This window comes from Leucobacter sp., from assembly GCF_053528595.1.
Map to the genome: position 1 here is coordinate 22,763 of NZ_JAIVPF010000003.1, position 17,788 is coordinate 40,550.

The window sequence follows — 17,788 nt, forward strand, 5'->3', positions numbered from 1 at the left end:
TGCGGGGCGCTGCGGGGTCGCGTCGCGGGGTCGTGAGTCCGCGAACCCGCGCCGTGGTCGCCGAGATCCCGATTCCTGCAGTCTCCGCCCGGGCTGAGCGACGAGGATCGGGATCTCGGCACCATTCGGCCCCCGGAGGGGCGGGCCCCTGGGGTGCGCCTCGGGGGCGGAGTACCCCCGAGGCGCACTCCCGCGAGAGGTGCGCCCGGCACCCGGAGGCTCTACACTGCATCCATGACACTCGATCTCAGCGCCCCCGATGTGCGGGCCGCGGCGGACGAGCGCCCCTGGACCCGGCCGGAGGAGTACTGGCCGGTGTTCACGGAGGCGACGCGCGATCTGCCCGCTCCCGTCGTCGCGATGAGCCTCGCGGCACTGAGTCGCAATGCGCGGGATCTCACTCGGCGGGCGGGCGGCATCCCCATTCGAGTGGCCAGCAAGTCGGTGCGCGTGCGCGGTGTGCTCGACGCGGTGCTCGCGCTGCCCGGATTCCGGGGCGTGCTCGCCTATGCGCTCTCCGAGGCGCTCTGGCTCGCCGAGACCATCGACGACGTGGTGGTGGGGTACCCGACGGCCGACCGGGGGGCGATCGCGCGCCTCGGTGCCGATGAGCGCCTCGCCTCCCGCGTGACCGTGATGGTCGACGGCGTCGAGCAGCTCGACCTCATCGACGCGGTCGCGCCGCCGGCATCGCGCGCGCCGATCCGGGTCTGCCTCGACCTCGACGCCTCCTGGCGCAGCCGGGCGCTCGGCCACCTCGGCGTGCGCCGATCGCCCCTGCACGAGCCCGAGCAGCTGCGCGCGCTCGCCGCCCGCGTGGCCTCCCGGCCGGGGTTCGCGCTCGTGGGCGTGATGGCGTACGAGGCGCAGATCGCGGGGGTGGGCGACCGCCCCGCGGGGCGATCGGCCGAGGGGATGCTGCTGCGCGCGGTGCAGCGGGCCAGCGGTGCCGAGCTGGCCGAGCGCCGGGCCGCCGCGGTCGCGGCCGTGCGGCAGGAGGCGCAGCTGGAGTTCGTCAACGGCGGGGGCACGGGCTCGGTCGAGCGCACCGCCTCCGAGGCGGCGGTCACCGAGGTCGCTGCGGGCAGCGGGCTCTTCGGGCCGCACCTCTTCGACCACTACGACGCCTTCGACGTCGCCCCGGCGGTGGGCTTCGCCCTCGACGTGGTGCGCAAGCCGTCGGCCGATCGCGCGACGCTGCTCGGCGGCGGCTGGATCGCCTCCGGCCCCGCGGCCCCGGACCGGCTGCCGCAGCCCGTCTGGCCCGCGGGGCTCGCCTACGAACCCCGCGAGGGCGCCGGCGAGGTGCAGACCCCGGTGCGCGGTGCGGCGGCGCGCGGCCTGCGTCACGGGGATCGCGTGTGGCTGCGCCACACGAAGGCCGGCGAGGTGATGGAGCACACGAACGAGGTCGTGCCGATCGGCCCGGACGGATCGGCACTGCCGGCGATCCCGAGCTATCGAGGAGAAGGGCGGTGCTTCCTGTGACGGCACGCTGGAGCAACTGGGCGCGCACGGAGTCGTCGCAGCCGGAGCTGGAGATCGCGCCGCGCTCCGCGGAGCAGATCGTGCTCGCGGTGCAGCGCGCTCGCGAGACGGGTCACACGCTCAAGCCGATCGGCGCGTCGCACAGCTTCACCGGGATCGGCGCGACCGACGGCGTCCGGCTCGACATGAGCCGGATGCGGGGTCTGGTCTCGGCCGACACCTCCCGGGGCCGCGTGACGCTGTGGGGCGGTACCCACCTCTGGGAGCTGCCCGCGATCCTCGGCCCGCTGGGGCTGGCCCTCGCGAACATGGGCGACATCGACCGGCAGACCGTGACGGGCGCCACGCAGACCGGTACGCACGGCACGGGCGTCGGACTGCGCGGACTGTCGGCCGGGGTGGTCGGGGCGCGGATCGTCACGGGCTCGGGCGAGGTGCTGACGATCGACGAGGACCACCACCCCGAGCTGCTCCCCGCGGTCGCGCTCGGGCTCGGCGCGCTCGGGGTGCTGGTGACGGTGACCCTCCAGTGCGTGCCGCGCTACCTGCTGCGGGCCGAGGAGGCGCCCGAGCCGCTGGAGCAGGTGCTCGACACCTTCGTCGCGCGCACCCGGGAAGTCGATCACTTCGAGTTCTACTGGTTCCCGCACACGCGCGGCACCCGCACCAAGACCAACACGCGCCTGCCCCTCGAGCACGCCCGGCAGCCGCTCACCCGCTTCGCGCGCTTCGCCGATGAGGAGTTGGCGAACAACATCGCATTCGGCGCCTGCACGGCCCTCGGCAGCGTGCTCGCCGGGGCGACGCCGCGCGTGAACCGGATCATCGAGCAGCTCTCGAGCCGCCGCAGCTACATCGACGAGTCCCACCGGGTCTACATCACGCACCGCCGCGTGCGCTTCCGCGAGATGGAGTACAGCGTGCCGCTGGAGGCCGTGCCCGACGCGGTGCGCGAGCTGCGGGCGATGATCGCGCGCCGGGGCCACCGCGTCTCCTTCCCGATCGAGGTGCGCTCGGCCGGCGCCGACGAGCTGCTGCTCTCCACGGCCCACGGGCGCGACTCGGGCTACATCGCCGTGCACCGCTACTGGCGCGACCGGGACCGCGGATACCTCCGCGACGCCGAGGCGATCCTCGCCGCCCACGACGGCCGGCCCCACTGGGGCAAGATGCACACGCAGACCGCCGAGACGCTGCGCGAGCGCTACCCGGCATTCGGCCGCTTCGCCGAGATCCGGAACCGCCTCGATCCCGAGCGGATCTTCGCGAATCCGTACCTCCAGCGCGTGCTGGGGGAGTGACACCCCGGAACGACCACAGCGCTTCCAGCGCATTCATGGCCGGGGCGGATAGGATGCACCCATGTCTGGTGGATTGATTGCCGCGCTCATCGCGGTCGGTGTACTCGTCCTGCTGATCGGCTACGTCTGGATCACGTACAACTCCCTCGTCACGCTGCGCGTGCGCGTGGACGAAGCGTGGAGCGACATCACCGTGCAGCTGAAGCGCCGTGCGGATCTCATCCCGTCCCTCGTCGAGGCGGTCAAGGGCTACGCCGCGCACGAGAAGGGGGTCTTCGACTCCGTGACGAAGGCGCGCGCCGAGACCATCTCGGCCCAGGGCCCCGCCGAGGCGTCGGTGGCCGAGAACCACATGCAGCAGGCGCTCAAGAGCATCTTCGCGGTCGCCGAGGCGTACCCGCAGCTGCAGGCCAGCCAGAACTTCCTGCAGCTGCAGGGCGAGCTGGTCGACACCGAGAACAAGATCCAGGCGGCGCGCCGCTTCTACAACGGCGGCGTGCGCGAGTACAACACCAAGATCCAGGTGTTCCCCAACACCGTCTTCGTGCGTGCGATGGGCTTCACGGAGCGCGAGTTCTTCGAGGTCGACGACGTCGCCTCGATCTCGGAGCCGCCGCGCATCCAGTTCTAGGAGGCCCGTGTACAGCGCCATACGCCGCAACAAGGTCAACAGCTTCTTCATCATCCTGCTGTTCGTCGCCATCGTGGGCGGGCTCGGATGGCTCGCGTCGTACATCTACAACTCGCCGGGCATCGTGATCACCGTCGTGGTCGTGGCCCTCGGCTACGCGCTGATCCAGTACTTCGCGGCGGGCCGCCAGGCCATCTCGATGAGCGGCGCCCAGCGCATCACCGAGTCCGACAACCCGCGCCTCTACCGCATCGTCGAGAACCTGTCGATCACCACCGGCACGCCCATGCCCGAGGTGTACATCGTGAACGATCCGGCGCCCAACGCCTTCGCCACGGGCCGGGATCCCGAGCACGCCATGGTCGCGGCGACCACGGGCCTGCTCGACATCATGACCGACTCCGAGCTCGAGGGGGTCATGGCGCACGAGCTCGGCCACGTGCGCAACTACGACATCCGCGTCTCCATGATCGTCTACGGCCTCGTCGTCGCCGTCGGCATGATCGCCGACGTGCTCGTGCGCATGGCCTTCTTCGGACGCAACAACAACAGCAACCCGGTGGTGATGATCTTCGGGCTCGTGGCGATGCTCGTCGCGCCCCTCGTCGCGTCGATGGTGCAGCTCGCCGTCTCCCGGCAGCGCGAGTACCTGGCCGACGCGACTGGCGCCCTCACCACGCGGCACCCGGAGGCGCTGGCCAGCGCGCTCCACAAGCTCTCCGAGTACGGCCGGCCGCTGCGGAAGCAGCAGTCGAGCATGGCCCACCTGTGGATCGCGGATCCGCTGAAGCCGGGTGTGATGCAGCGGCTCTTCGCCACGCACCCGCCGATCCCGGATCGCATCCGCCGCCTGCTCGACATGGGCGGACGATTCTGACGCCCATTCACCTGCCCTGAGGGCAGGGCAAGCGGCGTCGGCGCGAAACGCTGGCGCGTTTCCTCGAGGGCCTGGCCGGGGCGGGAAGTTCTCGACCCTGTCCGGGACGCCACCACCGCGATCCTGCGCGGAGGGAGCGCAGCGAGCGGAGCCGCGGGATCCGCCATCGCAGATCCGCGGTCGCCCGTCATCCTGCGACTCCGGGCTTCGCCCTCCGCGCAGGATGACGGGCGAGGATCGAGCCGCGCCCTCCGGGCAGGACGGCGGATCGGCCCGGGCGGGTCTCCGCAGCAGGGCCCCGGAATACCGGACGGCCGGAACGGGTTGTACTCCCCGGTGCCCACGGCGCCCCTTCGCAGCGCCCGAGAGCAGCGCGCGACCGGGGCAGCCGATAGGGTCTCAGTACAGCGCCAATCCGAGGAGGTCGCCCGCTTCGTGTCGAACATGTTCCGATCGCTCGCCGTGCGCAACTACCGCATCTGGTTCGCGGGAGCGCTCGTCTCGAACATCGGCGCGTGGATGCAGGCCACCACCCAGAACTGGGTGGTGCTGACCGAGCTCACCGACAACAACGCGGCCGCCGTCGGCCTCACCATGGCCCTGCAGTTCGGGCCGCAGCTGCTGCTCGTGCCGTTCAGCGGCGCGGTGGCGGATCGCTTCGACCGGCGCAAGGTGCTGCTCGTCACGCAGTCGCTGCTCATGCTGCTCGCGGCCGGACTCGGGCTGCTGCTCGTCACCGGGCAGGCGCACCTCTGGCACCTCTACGGCTTCGCGCTCGCCCTCGGCATCGTCAACGCCTTCGACACGACCTCGCGTCAGGCCTTCGTCTCCGACCTCGTCGGCACCGAGCAGCTCTCCAACGCGGTGGCGCTCAACTCGGCCTCGTTCAACTCGGCGCGGCTCATCGGCCCGGCGGTGGCGGGAGTGCTCATCGCCGTGGTCGGATCGGGCTGGGTGTTCCTCATCAACGCGGTGTCCTTCCTCGCGGTGCTCGGCGCGCTGCTGCTCATCGATGCCCGCCCGCCGGAGCGGCCGGCGGGCGCCGGCCGCGAGTCGCAGCTGCGGCAGCTCTCCGCCGGGTTCCGGTACGTGCGGGGCCGGCACGACCTGCTCGTGATCTTCGTGATGGTGTTCCTCGTCGGCGCGTTCAGCATGAACTTCCCGGTGATCTCGTCGACCATGGCGGTCGAGTTCGGGCGCGGCGCGAGCGACTACGGCCTGCTCTCGTCGATCCTCGCCATCGGGTCCCTCTCCGGTGCGCTGCTCTCGGCGCGACGCCCGAACGCGCGGATGCGCGTGGTCATCATCTCGGTGGGCGGCATCGGGGTCGTGAGCCTCGCCGCGGCCCTCATGCCGTCGTTCTGGACCTTCGCCGCCACCCTCGTGTTCTTCGGGCTCGCGATCTCGACGATGCTCACCACCGCCAACGGTTTCGTGCAGACGACCGCGGATCCTGCGGTGCGGGGGCGCGTGCTCGCGCTCTACATGGCGATCCTCATGGGAGGGACACCGGTCGGCGCTCCGCTCGTGGGCGCCGCGGCCGATGCCCTGGGACCGCGCTCGACACTCGTGATCAGCGCCGTGGCGGGTCTGCTGGCGTTCGGGGTGGGGGTGGCCTGGTTGTTCACGGAGCGCGAGCTGCGCTTCCACCGGGACCGGGGCCTGCGCTTCACCGTCACCCACGCCGGGCGGCCGGGCGTCGAGGACGATCCGGAGCGCCAGACCGAGACGCTCACCGCGCCGATCTCGGTGCTGCGCCGGGGCGGAGCGGCCATGGGGGCGGGGGAGTCGGCCCCGGTCGAGGGGTCCGGGGTCTCCGCCACGGGAGCCATCCGGGTGAACGAAATCGAGGATCCGGACGCCCCTCGCAGATGATCCTTCGGAAAGAGGCGCCACGAGCCCGAATCTCTGCGTGATCCCGAGTAGGCTTGGTCTCGTCGTGCGGCAGAAGCCGCTTTTCTTCGAGTAATGGAGCCTAGATACCGGTGAGTGACTTCTTGTCAGCACAGACTCGTACCGAGACGGACTCGATCGGCAGCGTCGAGATCCCCGCGTCCGCCTACTGGGGGGTGCACACGGCCCGCGCTCACGAGAACTTCCCGATCGCGCGACGTCCCATCTCGGTGTATCCCGACTTCATCCGCGCCTTCGCCTGCGTGAAGCAGGCGGCCGCGCGCGCCAACCTCGAGATCGGCGCGCTCGACGAGCAGCGCGCGACGCTCATCGACCGCGCCTGCGAAGAGATCAAGACGGGCATGCTGCACGATCAGTTCGTGGTGGGCGTGGTGCAGGGCGGTGCGGGCACCTCGACCAACATGAACGCCAACGAGGTCATCACCAATCGGGCGCTCGAGCTCGCGGGGCACGAGAAGGGCGACTACGCCTTCATCAACCCCAACGACCACACGAACCGCAGCCAGTCGACCAACGACACGTACCCGACCGCGATCAAGATCGCGCTCGCGTTCTCGCTGAGCAGCCTGCTCGAGGAGCTGGCGCTGCTCGCCGACTCCTTCGCGGCCAAGGGGCGCGAGTTCTCCCACATCATCAAGGTGGGTCGCACCCAGCTGCAGGACGCCGTGCCGATGACCCTGGGGCAGGAGTTCAACGCCTTCGCGGTGACCCTGCGGGAGGACATCGAACGGCTGCGCGAGGCCGTGACCCTGCTCGGCGAGGTCAACATGGGTGCGACCGCGATCGGCACCGGCATCAACGCGCCGCGCGGCTACAAGGAGACCGTGATCCGCCACCTGCGCGACATCACCGGCCTCGAGCTCGTCACCGCGGGAGATCTCGTCGAGTCCACGAGCGACACCGGCGTCTTCATCACCTTCTCCGGCGCGCTCAAGCGCAGCGCGCTCAAGCTCTCGAAGATCTCGAACGACCTGCGCCTGCTCTCCTCCGGCCCGCAGGCCGGCCTCGGCGAGATCAACCTCCCCGCGCGCCAGGCGGGATCCTCGATCATGCCCGGCAAGGTCAACCCGGTGATCCCCGAGGCCGTCTCGCAGGTGGCCTACTCGGTCGCGGGCGCCGACGTGACCGTCTCGATGGCGGTCGAGGCCGGCCAGCTGCAGCTCAACGCCTTCGAGCCGATCATCGCGCACTCCCTCTTCCAGTCGATCACGTGGCTGGAGCGCGCCTGCCAGACGCTGCGCGTCAACTGCGTCGACGGCATCACCGCGAACGAGGCGCGCCTCGAGGACACCGTGTCGCGCTCCGTGACCGTGATCACCGCGCTCGCCCCGGTCATCGGCTACGCCGCGGCGGCGAAGCTGGCCAAGGAGGCGCTCGCGACCAACGAGAAGGTGTCGGAGCTCGTGGTGTCGCGCGGCCTGCTGGATCAGGCGCAGCTCGACGACATCCTGCAGCCGCAGAAGCTGGCCGGCCTCGCGCCCGAGACCGGCGCGATCGAGATCGTCGACGGCAGCGCGCCGGAGAAGCTCGAGGACGGCGAGGAGTAGGCGCGCCGGCTTCCCGCCCTCTTCGACGGGCTCAGGGGGCGGGACGTCCGCTGGTCGAGCGGAGCGCAGCGGAGTCGAAACCGAGGGGACCTCGATCTCGACTCGCTGCGCCCGCTCGATCAGCTGGAGCGGGAGCGGGCCTGCGCTCGCTCGATCCGCGGGAGCGAACGGGCTCCGGGACGTCCCGCGGGCCTACGCCTCGACGCAGTGCGAGGTGAGCGCGCCGATGTGCTCGATCGTCACGGTGACCTCGGTGCCGGGGCGCAGGTAGAGCGGCGGCTTCCGCGAGCGGCCCGCGCCTCCCGGCGATCCCGTGGAGATGACCGTGCCCGGCAGCAGCGTGAGCGACTGCGAGATCGACGAGATCAGCTGGGCGACGGTGCGGATCATGAAGCCGGTGGTCGAGTCCTGCACGCGCAGGCCGTCGACGTCGGTCGCGATGTGCAGGGCCTGCGGATCGGGGATCTGGTCCGCGGTGACGACGACGGGACCGATCGGCGTGAACCCGTCGAAGGATTTGCAGCGCGACCACTGCGGCTCCTGGAACTGGATGTTGCGCGCGGTGATGTCGTTGATGGCGGTGTAGCCGAAGACGTAGTCGAGCGCCTCCTCGGGGGTGACGTTCTTGGCGGGCCGGCCGATGATCACACCGAGCTCGCCCTCGTAGTCGACCTCCTCGCTGATGCTCGCGGTGAGCGGCACCTCGCCCTCGTGGGCGCCGAGCGAGTTGGGGAAGAGCGAGAAGAGCACCGGACCCGAGTCGTTGTCGAGGCTGAGCTCGCTCGCGTGCTCGTCGTAGTTGAGGCCGACGGCCAGCACGATGGGGGCACCGATCACCGCGGGAGCGTAGCTCGCGTCCTCGATGCTGCTCCAGCCGCTCTCGGACAGCTGCTCCGCGGCGGTGCGCAGCTCGTCCAGGGCCTCGGGCCCGGCCTCGATGAGGTGCTGCAGCGTCGTGCAGGAGGCGCCGAGGGCGCTCACGGGCGCGTAGCGCTCGTCTCGGACGACGACGAGCTCGGGTGCGGAACCGGGGGAGAGGGTCAGGTGCGCGAATCTCACACCTGCAAGGGTATCCGACCCCGTGTCGGAGCCGTGTTTCCTGCGGGTCTCCCACGTGTCGGTGCCGAATCTTTGTACGGTATGCACTGGACACCCGCGTCCGGGGTTCCCTCTGAGCGAACTCGCGTGCGCCGGGCGGTGCGGATCCGCGAGAATGAACGCATGAGTGAAACATCGAAGACGAAGCCGGAGATCGAGTTCCCGGAGGGCCCCGCCCCGTCCGAGCTGCAGATCGTGGACATCGTGGAGGGCAACGGCGAGGAGGCGCTCGCGAGCTCCACGGTCGATGTGCACTACCTGGGCGTCGAGTACGACTCGGGCGAGGAGTTCGACTCGTCGTGGAGCCGCGGCGAGTCGATCAACTTCCCCCTGCGCTCGCTGATCCAGGGCTGGCAGGCGGGCATCCCCGGCATGAAGGTCGGCGGACGCCGCAAGCTGGTCGTGCCGCCGGCGCAGGCCTACGGCACCTCCGGGGGGCACCCGCTCTCGGGCAAGACCCTCATCTTCGTCATCGACCTGCTGGGCGTGAGCTGACCCTCCGCAGGTCCGATCGTCGAGGGCCCGTCCGCCCGGTTCGCCGAACCGGTGCGGGCGGGCTCTCGTCATGTTCCGGGAGCTGACCGGCAGAAAGGCACGGATGGGCGTGGGCGTGTACAGCCGCCCCGTGGTCCCTCCGCTACGCGCGTCAGCAGTTGCTGCCTCGCCGCCGGTTTGGTGACATCTACTGGCGCGCGGATGCCGGGTGGCCGGGCGGGCCTTGCCCTCGCAGAACTCCGTCCGCGGGAGGGAAAGGGGCGCGGCCGCCGAGGTGGTAGCGTACTGCTGTTCAGGCATGACCCAGAGCGAGGAAACGGAGCGGCCGGTGGCAGAGGCGCGGCAGGAGACCAGCGAGCAGGAGACGAAGCGCGGGATCGGCGGTATCGACCGGTACTTCCAGATCACGGAGCGGGGATCCACCTTCGCCACCGAGATCCGGGGCGGTCTCGTCACCTTCGTCACGATGGCCTACATCGTGATCCTCAACCCGATCATCCTCACGAGCGGGGTGGACGTCGAGGGCAACACCCTCGCCTTCCCCGCGGTGAGCGCCGTCACCGCCCTGACGGCGGGCGTCATGACGATCCTCTTCGGGATCGTCTCGCGGCTGCCGTTCGGCTTCGCCGCGGGGCTCGGGATCAACGCGTTCCTGGCGTTCTCCGTGGTGGGCCAGGTGACCTGGCCCGAGGCGATGGCGCTCGTGGTGATCAACGGCGCGCTCATCGTGCTGCTGGCGGCCACCGGTCTGCGCCGCATGATCTTCGACGCCGTCCCCGTCGAGCTGAAGCTCGCGATCACGGTCGGCATCGGCCTCTTCATCGCGTTCATCGGCTTCGTCAATGCGGGCTTCGTGACCGCCACCGGTCAGGGATCCCCGCCCGTCGGCCTCGGCATCGGCGGGTCGGTCGTCACGATCCCGACGCTCATCTTCGTGGTGACGCTCGTGCTCACCGGTGTGCTCCTCGCCGCCAAGGTGAAGGGCGGCCTGCTCATCGGCCTCGTCGCGGGCACCGTCATCTCGGTCGTCGTCGAGGCGATCGCCCACCTCGGCCCGCGCGTCGGCGCCGACGGCGAGATCGCGAACGCGGGCGGCTGGGGACTCACCGTTCCCGAACTCGGCAGGGCGCCGTTCGGCCTGCCCGACCTCAGCCTGATCGGCGCGGTCAGCTTCGACCTCGGCCGCGTCGGCCTCGTCACCATCGTGATGCTCGTGTTCACGCTGCTCTTCACCAACTTCTTCGACGCGATGGGCACCATGACCGGCCTCTCGCGCGAGGCGGGTCTGGCCGACGAGCGGGGCAACTTCCCCCGCCTGAAGTCGGCGCTGGTGGTCGAGGGCGTCGGCGCCATCGCCGGCGGCGTGACCTCGTCGTCGTCGAACACGGTGTTCATCGAGTCGGGCGCGGGCATCGGCGAGGGCGCGCGCACCGGCTTCGCCAACGTCGTCACGGGGCTCATGTTCCTGCTGGCCATGTTCTTCACGCCGCTCACGCAGATCGTGCCGACCGAGGTCGCTGCCGCGGCGCTCGTGATCGTCGGCGCCCTGATGATGGCGCAGATCAAGCACATCGACCTCAGCGACTTCCGCGTGCTGCTGCCCGTCTTCCTGACGGCGGCGGTGATGCCCATGACCTACTCGATCGCCAACGGCATCGGGGCCGGCTTCGTCGCCTGGGTGCTCGTGCACGCGCTCAGCGGGCGGGCGAAGCAGGTGCACTGGCTCCTGTGGGTGGTGGCCGCGGGATTCGTGGTCTTCTTCGCGCGCGGACCCATCGAGGCGCTCTTCGGGGCCTGAGGCTCGCCGCCGGAGTCGCTGCTGCGCAGTGCTGCGGGGTCGACGAGTGGATCCTGCGACTGCGTTCGCTGCGCTCACTCCGCGCAGGATGACCGGAGGCGGAGGTCGCGTCGGCTCGCTGTTCGGGGTCTGAGTTCGTGCCTCGGAACCCTGTCATCCTGCGCGAGGTGCTTTCCCGGTCATCCTGCGCGAGGAACGAGTCGCAGGATCCCAACCCCGCGTCCTTCGTCGAGAGCTCGAAAAGCGCCGCTCACTGCCCGCCCGAGCGGCACTTTTCGCGCTCTCGACGGATCGCGATCCCGGCTCCGGCCCGGCGGATCACCGCTCCCCGTGATCGCCCTGCGCCGAGCCGCTGCGCTGCCCGAGGAGATGCTCGAGCAGGGGGTCGAGCACGTCGAGGCCGTCGCGCACGCCGCCGGGGGATCCCGGCAGGGTGATGATGAAGGTGTCGCCGACGAATCCGGCGACACCGCGCGTCAGCAGCGCGGCGGGCACGGTCTGCGCGCCCCGGCGACGGATCTCCTCGATGAGCCCCGGCAGCCGCACGTCGAGCAGCGGCGCCACCTGCTCGGGCGTGCGATCGTCGGGGGAGACCCCGGTGCCGCCGGTGGTCACGATGACGGCCGGGGCGGCCGCCAGGGCGGCGCCCAGCGCGTCGGTCACGGCACCGCCGTCCGGCACGATCACGGGCGGATCGGCGGCGAAGCCGCGCTGGGCGAGCCAGGCCTCGATGACCGGACCGGTGAGGTCCTCCGCCGAACCGGCGGCGGCCCGCGTCGAGACGACGACGACGATCGCGCGCCTCACTCGAGCGACCAATCGCCGCTCTTGCCGCCCGACTTCGCGAGCACGCGGGTATCGGTGATGGTCGCGTGCTTGTCGACGGCCTTGATCATGTCGTAGAGGGTCAGCGCGGCGACGCTCGCCGCGGTGAGCGCCTCCATCTCGACGCCGGTGACGCCGCGGGTCGTCACCGTCGCGAGGATCCGCACCCGATCGGCGCTCGTCTCGAAGTCGACCGCGAGCCGGGTCAGCGGCAGCGGATGGCACAGCGGGATCAGCTCGGAGGTGCGCTTGGCCGCCATGATGCCGGCGATCCGCGCCGTGCCCAGGGCCTCGCCCTTGGGCAGGGCCCCGGAGACGAGCAGATCCACGACGTCGGCGCGCGTGACGAGGGTCGCCTCGGCCCGGGCGGTGCGCTTCGTGACGCTCTTCTCCGTGACGTCGACCATGTGCGCGCTGCCGTCGCCGCGCAGGTGCGTGAGCCGCGGCTCGTGGGTCTCTTCCGTCTGTTCAACCATCGATCCTCCAGATCTCGACCGGTGCGTTCTCGGGCAGCGAGGCGACGCCGAGCGGAACATGCGCGAGCAGCTGGGCATCGGCGAGGTCGCCGAGCAGGTGGGATCCCGGCGCGCTCAGCGAGACGCGCCCGTCGGCCTCGATCCGGCCGCGTCGCACCTGGTGCTTCTCGGCGGGGGACTCGACGGCGTGAGCGAGTTCCCGCTCCTCGCGCGGCCGATCCGCGGGGAGGCCCGCGAGCCAGCGCAGCGTCGGCAGCAGGAACACCTCGGCGGAGATGAACGCGCTGACCGGATTGCCGGGGAAGCAGATGACGGGGACGGTGCGGCCCGACAGCTCGAGCAGCCCGAGGCCCTGCGGACCCCCGGGCTGCATGGCGAGGGTGACGAACGTCGCGCCTGAGGGCTCGAGCGCGTCGCGGACGACCTCGAACGCGCCCGCGCTGATGCCGCCCGAGGTGACCACGAGATCGCACGCGGGCGCCTCGGCCTCGAGCTCGGCGCGCAGCTGCGCGGCGCTGTCCCGGCTGCGCACCGTCCGCACGACGGCGCCGGCTTCCCGGAGCGCCGCGGCGAGCATCGGCGTATTGGCATCGTGGATCCGGCCCGGGGCGAGCTCGTGATCGCGAGGGGCGAGCTCGTCGCCCGTCGAGCAGAGCAGCACGCGCAGACGCGGGCGCACCGCGACTGACGCGGCGCCGGAGAAGGCGATCAGGCCGATCCTGGCGGGCGTCAGCCGCGCGCCCGCCGGGACGATCTCCGCGCCCTCGGCCACGTCCTCGCCGGCACGCCGCACGAAGCGGCCGGCGACGGTCCGGGCGGTGAAGGCCACCGTCCCGTCCGGCTCGGGATCGCCGGCCCGGCTGAGCGGCGGGAACCGCGGCGGAAGGGTCTGCTCGACCGGCACCACGGCGTCGGCGCCGCGCGGAACGGCCGCCCCCGTCATGATCGGCGAGGCCGTGCCGGCCTCGTGCGCACCGGGGGGATCGCCGGCCGCGGTGGCGCGCGCGAGCCGGAGGGCGACGGGACGCTCGGTGCTCGCTGCGGCGAGGTCGGAGGCGCGCACCGCGTAGCCGTCCATCTGGGAGTTGTCGAACGGCGGCAGCGGGGTCTCGGCGCGCACCGGCCTCGCGGCCACCCGTCCGAGCAGTTCGGGGGAGTCGATCCCGATGAACTCCGGAGCGGCGGCCTCCAGCCGCTCCACGACGGGCGCGAGCAGCGCGCGCACCTCCTCCAGGTGCTCCTCGACCGGGCGGCGCACCGCGTTCACCCTCCCGCGAAGGGCGGCAGCACGTCGACGCGGGTGCCGCGGATCTCGCCGCCGTCGCGACGCACCGTGCCGTCGACCAGGAAGGAGCCCGAGCGCAGCACCTTGCGCATGGGCTCGCCGTAGCGACGTCCCAGTTCGCCGCGCAGCGCGTCGAGGGTGAGCGCAGGCGCCTCCCAGCGCTCCTCGTCTCTGCCCGCGGCCTCGGCCGCCGCGGCGAAGTAGCGAACGGTGATCTGCGGCATACCGACATGCTATCCGGTGGGCTCGGGTTTCGACTCCCTCCGCTCGCTCGACCGGCGATGCGGGACCCGGCGGCCGGAGAGGCCCACGCCCTACAATGGCCGCATGAGTGCGGAGCGGAGAGCGGATCCCCTGCCGCTCGTCGACCCGGCCGAGACGCTGAGCGAGGAGCGGCGGGCGCGCGCGCAGCGCCAGATCCTGCTGCCCGGCTTCGGGGAGATCGCGCAGCGCCGGCTCGACGCCGCGAGGGTGCTGGTGGTCGGGGCGGGCGGGCTGGGGAGTGCCTGCGTGCCCTATCTGGCGGGCGCGGGGATCGGCACGATCGGCATCGTCGACGACGACCGGGTGGAGCTCTCGAACCTGCACCGGCAGGTGTCGCACGGCACCGCCGACATCGGCAGGGCGAAGGTCGCGTCACTGGCGGAGACCGTGCACGCGCTGGATCCCCACGTGCGGATCGAGCGCCACGAGATCCGGCTCGCCTCGGAGAACGCGCTGGAGGTGCTGCGCGGATACGACCTCGTCATCGACGGCAGCGACAACTTCCCGACCCGGTATCTGGTGGCCGACGCCTGCGAGCTCCTCGAGCTGCCGCTCGTCTGGGGGTCGATCCTGCAGTACCACGGCCAGGTCGGGGTGTCGTGGCGCCCCCGCCATCCGGGGTACCGCGACCTCTTCCCGGCGCCGCCGCCGCCCGAGGACGTGGTGGACTGCGGCACCGGGGGTGTGCTCCCCGGCCTGTGCGGGACGGTGGGCTCCCTGCTCGCGACGGAGGCTCTGAAGCTCATCGCCGGCATCGGGGAGCCGATGATCGCGCGCGTGCTCGTCTACGACGCGCTCGCGGCCCGCACCCGGGAGCTCGCATTCGGCCGGGACCCGGCTGCGGAACCGGTGGCCGGGCTGATCGACTACGAGCGGTTCTGCGCGGGTGCGGCTGCGGAGCCCCCCGCGCTCGCGGCAGCCGATCTCGTCGAGATGCTCGAGACGGGCCGCGCGCCGCACCTGCTCGACGTCAGGACCCCGGAGGAGCGGGGCCGATTGCGCATCCGCGGATCCGAGGCGCTGCCGCTCGCCGAACTCGAAGCCGGGAAGACGACGATCGACGGGCCGGTGGCGGTCTACTGCGAGCGCGACCCGCGCTCGATCCGCGCGGCGCGCATCCTCATCGAGCGCGGCGGCACCGAGGTCCGATTCCTGCGCGGCGGGATCCGGGAGCTGGCGCGGACGGCGCCCCATCTGCTCGAGGGGAGCGCCGCCGGAGGGGGCGGGAGACTCTGACCCCGATCCTCAGTCGGTCTCGTACACCCCGGCGACCGTCGCACTGACCGTGATCTCCGCGATCGTGACCTCGGCCGGGCCGTCGCCGAACGCGGCGGCGGCGAAGCGGGGCTGTGCGGGGAAGCCGGTGCCGGGTGCGTCGGAGACGCTGACGGTGGTGCCGATGCGCTTGCCGAGGGCCGCCGCGTAGTCCTCGGCGATCACGCGCGCCTCGCTCACGGCCGCGGTGCGCACGTGTCGCTCGTGCACGCGACGGGTGGCCTCGGTGAGCGTCCAGCTGACGTCGGTCGAGAGTCCGGCCTCGGCGAGCTCGGTGACGAGCGCGCTCACGAGGGCGAGGTTCGACAGCTTGACGCGCACCCGGCTCGACGTGGTGTGCTCGATGACGATCCGCTTCTGATCCCCCTCGGCGTACGTCTTCTGCGCCCAGGTGCTGATGGGGTCGGCCGCGTGCCAGGTGGCGTCCCCGCTCGCCCGCAGCTGCTCGGCGCGCTGCACCGCCCGGTTGTGGATGCGCGTCGCATCGGCGATGCTCGCGGACCGATCGCTCGAGGTCGCGGAGATCCGTGCGGTGATGGTGGCTCGCTCCGCGGGGAAGTGCATCTCGCTGGTCCCCGTCGCGTGAATCGTGGTCATACCTCACGGTAACACCGCGAGGGCGGCCGATCGACTCGGCACCGAGAGCTGCGGACTCGCTGACGGGGCTGATGCGTGCCGCACATCCGGAGCGTCTAGGGTGAGATGAGCGCTCGTTGCGAGCGGAGGGGAGCCCATGGACCAGCCGTATGCGCGCGTCACCGCGCGGCCGATCGAGGAGGCTGCCGTGCGCGCCGCCGTGGAGTCGCCGGAGTGCGGCGCGCTCGTGCTCTTCCACGGCGTGATCCGCAACCACGACGGCGGGGCGACCGTGCGCTCGCTCGACTACAGCGCGCACCCCGACGCCGAGCGCCTGCTGGGCGAGCTGGTGCGCGACGAGGCCGAGCGCACCGGCGTGCGCCTGGCCGCAGCGCACCGCATCGGCGCGCTCGGCATCGGAGACGCCGCGCTGGTCGCTGCCGCGGCGGCCCCGCATCGCGGCGAGGCCTTCGCGGCGATCGAGCGCCTGGTGCACCGCATCAAGCACGAGGTGCCGATCTGGAAGCGGCAGCACTTCGCCGACGGCGGCTCGGAGTGGGTGGGGCTGTAGGGACGTCCGCACCCGGCTGTTCCCGTCGTCCTGCGTGCGCGGAATGCGCGGAACGCGCCAGCGTTCCGCGCATTCCACGGTGGCGCTACCGCGCCAGTGCGAGTCGCAGGATCCATCGTGTTCTGGATCCTGCGACTCCGGGCTTCGCCCTCCGCGCAGGATGACAGGGACGGACAGCGCGCGTCAGCCGCCGATGTAGGACATCTCGATGCGGGATCCGGCATCCGCCTGCGCGCCGCGGGCCCGCAGCTCGGAGTAGTGATCGTCCCGCTCGCGCCACACCCCGGTGAGCGCCCCCGCGATCCTCTCGTCGTCCGACCCGTCCCGCAGCAGTGCGCGCAGATCGGTTCCGGAGCTGGCGAAGAGGCAGGTGTAGAGCTTGCCCTCGGCGGAGATCCTGGCTCGGGTGCACGAGCCGCAGAACGCCCCCGTGACACTCGAGATCACGCCGATCTCACCCGATCCGTCGCGGTATCGCCAGCGCTTCGCGGTCTCCCCGGGGTGCGAGGCCGGGAGCGGTTCGAGCGGGTGCACTTCGTCGATGCGGCGCACGATCTCGGCCGAGGGCACGACGTCGTCGAGCGCCCAGCCGTTGGAAGATCCGACGTCCATGTACTCGATGAACCGCAGCGTGCGCCCCGTGTCGCGGAAGTGCTCCGCGAGGCTCACCACCTCGTCGTCGTTGACGCCGCGCTTGATCACCGCGTTCACCTTGATCGGTCCGAGGCCGGCGGCCTCGGCGGCGGCGATGCCGTCGAACACGCGGGAGAGGGGGAAGCGCACGTCGTTGATCGCCTGGAAACGGGACTCGATGAGCGAGTCGACCGAGACCGTCACCCGCTGCAACCCGGCTCGGCGGAGCGCCTCCGCCTTCACGGGGAGCGCCGAGCCGTTCGTGGTGAGCGCCAGGTCGAGCGGAGCGCCCTGCGGGGTCCGCAGGGCCGCGAGCTGCGCGATGAGCTCCTCGATTCCCTTCCGCAGCAGCGGCTCGCCGCCCGTCAACCGGAGCTTGCGCACGCCGAGACCCACCGCGATCCGCGCGACGCGGACGATCTCCGGAAAGCTGAGCAGCTGCTCGTGCTCCAGGAAGCGGTAGTCCCGGCCGAAGATCTCCTTGGGCATGCAGTACACGCAGCGGAAGTTGCAGCGATCGGTCACCGAGATCCGCAGGTCGCGGAGCGGCCGGCGCCGGGCGTCGACCAGACCGGTCGCGGGCAGGCGCCGCGCCCGCATCCCCGACTCCGGAGCCGTCGACATCGCCGTCCCACCTCGATCCTCGAACGCGAATTCCTCGCCCGATGCACTTCGCACCCGCCCCCAGACCATAACACCGCGCGCTGAGCGGGCTCACCGCTCATCGGTCGCGC

General features: G+C 71.5%; 17 protein-coding genes. 10 read left to right on the forward strand and 7 right to left on the reverse strand.

Going from position 1 to position 17,788, the window contains the following annotated elements:
• Positions 1 to 234: 234 nt before the first annotated feature.
• From ACWKZU_RS00640 to ACWKZU_RS00665, 6 genes are all read left to right on the forward strand, one after another.
• Positions 235 to 1,488 (forward strand): alanine racemase, encoded by a 1,254-nt coding sequence (locus ACWKZU_RS00640; RefSeq protein ID WP_449280462.1) that lies wholly within the window; start codon positions 235 to 237, stop codon positions 1,486 to 1,488.
• Positions 1,476 to 2,789 carry a D-arabinono-1,4-lactone oxidase gene (locus tag ACWKZU_RS00645; RefSeq protein ID WP_449280463.1) on the forward strand — a complete coding sequence of 438 codons (1,314 nt, stop codon included), beginning with the start codon at positions 1,476 to 1,478 and terminating at the stop codon, positions 2,787 to 2,789. The genes ACWKZU_RS00640 and ACWKZU_RS00645 overlap by 13 nt, the downstream gene beginning before the upstream one ends.
• Positions 2,790 to 2,850: 61 nt before the next feature.
• A complete protein-coding gene (locus ACWKZU_RS00650; protein WP_449280464.1) occupies positions 2,851 to 3,420 on the forward strand; it encodes a LemA family protein in 570 nt (189 codons plus the stop codon).
• Between the two features lie 7 nt (positions 3,421 to 3,427).
• Complete coding sequence (locus ACWKZU_RS00655; RefSeq protein ID WP_449280465.1) at positions 3,428 to 4,297, forward strand: M48 family metalloprotease; 870 nt, start codon at positions 3,428 to 3,430, stop codon at positions 4,295 to 4,297.
• A 444-nt stretch (positions 4,298 to 4,741) separates the two neighbouring features.
• Positions 4,742 to 6,172 carry an MFS transporter gene (locus ACWKZU_RS00660; RefSeq protein WP_449280478.1) on the forward strand — a complete coding sequence of 477 codons (1,431 nt, stop codon included), beginning with the start codon at positions 4,742 to 4,744 and terminating at the stop codon, positions 6,170 to 6,172.
• 110 nt (positions 6,173 to 6,282) lie between these two features.
• Complete coding sequence (locus ACWKZU_RS00665) at positions 6,283 to 7,758, forward strand: aspartate ammonia-lyase (RefSeq protein WP_449280466.1); 1,476 nt, start codon at positions 6,283 to 6,285, stop codon at positions 7,756 to 7,758.
• 192 nt (positions 7,759 to 7,950) lie between these two features.
• Here the strand turns inward: ACWKZU_RS00665 and ACWKZU_RS00670 are convergent, their stop codons facing one another.
• Positions 7,951 to 8,817: a fumarylacetoacetate hydrolase family protein gene (locus ACWKZU_RS00670; RefSeq protein ID WP_449280467.1), complete on the reverse strand. Its 867-nt coding sequence runs from the start codon at positions 8,815 to 8,817 to the stop codon at positions 7,951 to 7,953.
• Positions 8,818 to 8,979: 162 nt separating this feature from the next.
• Between ACWKZU_RS00670 and ACWKZU_RS00675 the strand changes: the two genes are divergently transcribed.
• Both ACWKZU_RS00675 and ACWKZU_RS00680 read left to right on the forward strand, forming a co-directional pair.
• The gene (locus ACWKZU_RS00675; protein ID WP_449280468.1) at positions 8,980 to 9,351 is read left to right on the forward strand and encodes an FKBP-type peptidyl-prolyl cis-trans isomerase; all 372 of its coding nucleotides are present in this window, start codon (positions 8,980 to 8,982) and stop codon (positions 9,349 to 9,351) included.
• 298 nt (positions 9,352 to 9,649) lie between these two features.
• Positions 9,650 to 11,149 carry an NCS2 family permease gene (locus ACWKZU_RS00680; RefSeq protein WP_449280469.1) on the forward strand — a complete coding sequence of 500 codons (1,500 nt, stop codon included), beginning with the start codon at positions 9,650 to 9,652 and terminating at the stop codon, positions 11,147 to 11,149.
• Between the two features lie 318 nt (positions 11,150 to 11,467).
• Here ACWKZU_RS00680 and ACWKZU_RS00685 read toward each other — a convergent pair whose 3' ends face one another.
• From ACWKZU_RS00685 to ACWKZU_RS00700, 4 genes are read right to left on the reverse strand one after another with little or no spacing between them, the layout of a single operon-like run.
• Positions 11,468 to 11,968 carry a MogA/MoaB family molybdenum cofactor biosynthesis protein gene (locus tag ACWKZU_RS00685; RefSeq protein ID WP_449280470.1) on the reverse strand — a complete coding sequence of 167 codons (501 nt, stop codon included), beginning with the start codon at positions 11,966 to 11,968 and terminating at the stop codon, positions 11,468 to 11,470.
• Positions 11,953 to 12,450: a cyclic pyranopterin monophosphate synthase MoaC gene (gene moaC, locus ACWKZU_RS00690; protein WP_449280471.1), complete on the reverse strand. Its 498-nt coding sequence runs from the start codon at positions 12,448 to 12,450 to the stop codon at positions 11,953 to 11,955. The genes ACWKZU_RS00685 and moaC overlap by 16 nt, the downstream gene beginning before the upstream one ends.
• On the reverse strand, positions 12,443 to 13,708 hold the full coding sequence (locus ACWKZU_RS00695; protein WP_449280472.1) for a molybdopterin molybdotransferase MoeA: 1,266 nt from the start codon (positions 13,706 to 13,708) through the stop codon (positions 12,443 to 12,445). Before ACWKZU_RS00695 ends, moaC begins: the two co-directional genes overlap by 8 nt.
• A gap of 5 nt (positions 13,709 to 13,713) precedes the next feature.
• Positions 13,714 to 13,959: a MoaD/ThiS family protein gene (locus ACWKZU_RS00700; protein ID WP_449280473.1), complete on the reverse strand. Its 246-nt coding sequence runs from the start codon at positions 13,957 to 13,959 to the stop codon at positions 13,714 to 13,716.
• 103 nt (positions 13,960 to 14,062) lie between these two features.
• Here ACWKZU_RS00700 and ACWKZU_RS00705 point away from each other — a divergent pair, with 103 nt between their 5' ends.
• Positions 14,063 to 15,235, forward strand: a complete 1,173-nt coding sequence (locus tag ACWKZU_RS00705; RefSeq protein WP_449280474.1) for a ThiF family adenylyltransferase — start codon at positions 14,063 to 14,065, stop codon at positions 15,233 to 15,235.
• A 9-nt stretch (positions 15,236 to 15,244) separates the two neighbouring features.
• Here ACWKZU_RS00705 and ACWKZU_RS00710 read toward each other — a convergent pair whose 3' ends face one another.
• Complete coding sequence (locus tag ACWKZU_RS00710) at positions 15,245 to 15,871, reverse strand: SIMPL domain-containing protein (RefSeq protein WP_449280475.1); 627 nt, start codon at positions 15,869 to 15,871, stop codon at positions 15,245 to 15,247.
• A 136-nt stretch (positions 15,872 to 16,007) separates the two neighbouring features.
• Here ACWKZU_RS00710 and ACWKZU_RS00715 point away from each other — a divergent pair, with 136 nt between their 5' ends.
• On the forward strand, positions 16,008 to 16,421 hold the full coding sequence (locus ACWKZU_RS00715) for a molybdenum cofactor biosynthesis protein MoaE (protein ID WP_449280476.1): 414 nt from the start codon (positions 16,008 to 16,010) through the stop codon (positions 16,419 to 16,421).
• A 183-nt stretch (positions 16,422 to 16,604) separates the two neighbouring features.
• Here the strand turns inward: ACWKZU_RS00715 and moaA are convergent, their stop codons facing one another.
• Entirely contained in the window at positions 16,605 to 17,678 is a 1,074-nt protein-coding gene (gene moaA / locus ACWKZU_RS00720; protein WP_449280477.1) for a GTP 3',8-cyclase MoaA, read from the reverse strand.
• Between the last annotated feature and the right edge of the window lie 110 nt (positions 17,679 to 17,788).

What these genes read in the sequence shown, in the direction of transcription:
- ACWKZU_RS00640 (WP_449280462.1), top strand. Translation starts at nt 235, where the DNA reads ATGACACTCGATCTCAGCGCCCCCGATGTGCGGGCCGCGGCGGACGAG.
- ACWKZU_RS00650 (WP_449280464.1), top strand. Translation starts at nt 2,851, where the DNA reads ATGTCTGGTGGATTGATTGCCGCGCTCATCGCGGTCGGTGTACTCGTC.
- ACWKZU_RS00660 (WP_449280478.1), top strand. Translation starts at nt 4,742, where the DNA reads ATGTTCCGATCGCTCGCCGTGCGCAACTACCGCATCTGGTTCGCGGGA.
- ACWKZU_RS00675 (WP_449280468.1), top strand. Translation starts at nt 8,980, where the DNA reads ATGAGTGAAACATCGAAGACGAAGCCGGAGATCGAGTTCCCGGAGGGC.
- ACWKZU_RS00680 (WP_449280469.1), top strand. Translation starts at nt 9,650, where the DNA reads ATGACCCAGAGCGAGGAAACGGAGCGGCCGGTGGCAGAGGCGCGGCAG.
- moaC (WP_449280471.1), bottom strand. Translation starts at nt 12,450, where the DNA reads ATGGTTGAACAGACGGAAGAGACCCACGAGCCGCGGCTCACGCACCTG.
- ACWKZU_RS00700 (WP_449280473.1), bottom strand. Translation starts at nt 13,959, where the DNA reads ATGCCGCAGATCACCGTTCGCTACTTCGCCGCGGCGGCCGAGGCCGCG.
- ACWKZU_RS00705 (WP_449280474.1), top strand. Translation starts at nt 14,063, where the DNA reads ATGAGTGCGGAGCGGAGAGCGGATCCCCTGCCGCTCGTCGACCCGGCC.
- ACWKZU_RS00710 (WP_449280475.1), bottom strand. Translation starts at nt 15,871, where the DNA reads ATGACCACGATTCACGCGACGGGGACCAGCGAGATGCACTTCCCCGCG.
- ACWKZU_RS00715 (WP_449280476.1), top strand. Translation starts at nt 16,008, where the DNA reads ATGGACCAGCCGTATGCGCGCGTCACCGCGCGGCCGATCGAGGAGGCT.
- moaA (WP_449280477.1), bottom strand. Translation starts at nt 17,678, where the DNA reads ATGTCGACGGCTCCGGAGTCGGGGATGCGGGCGCGGCGCCTGCCCGCG.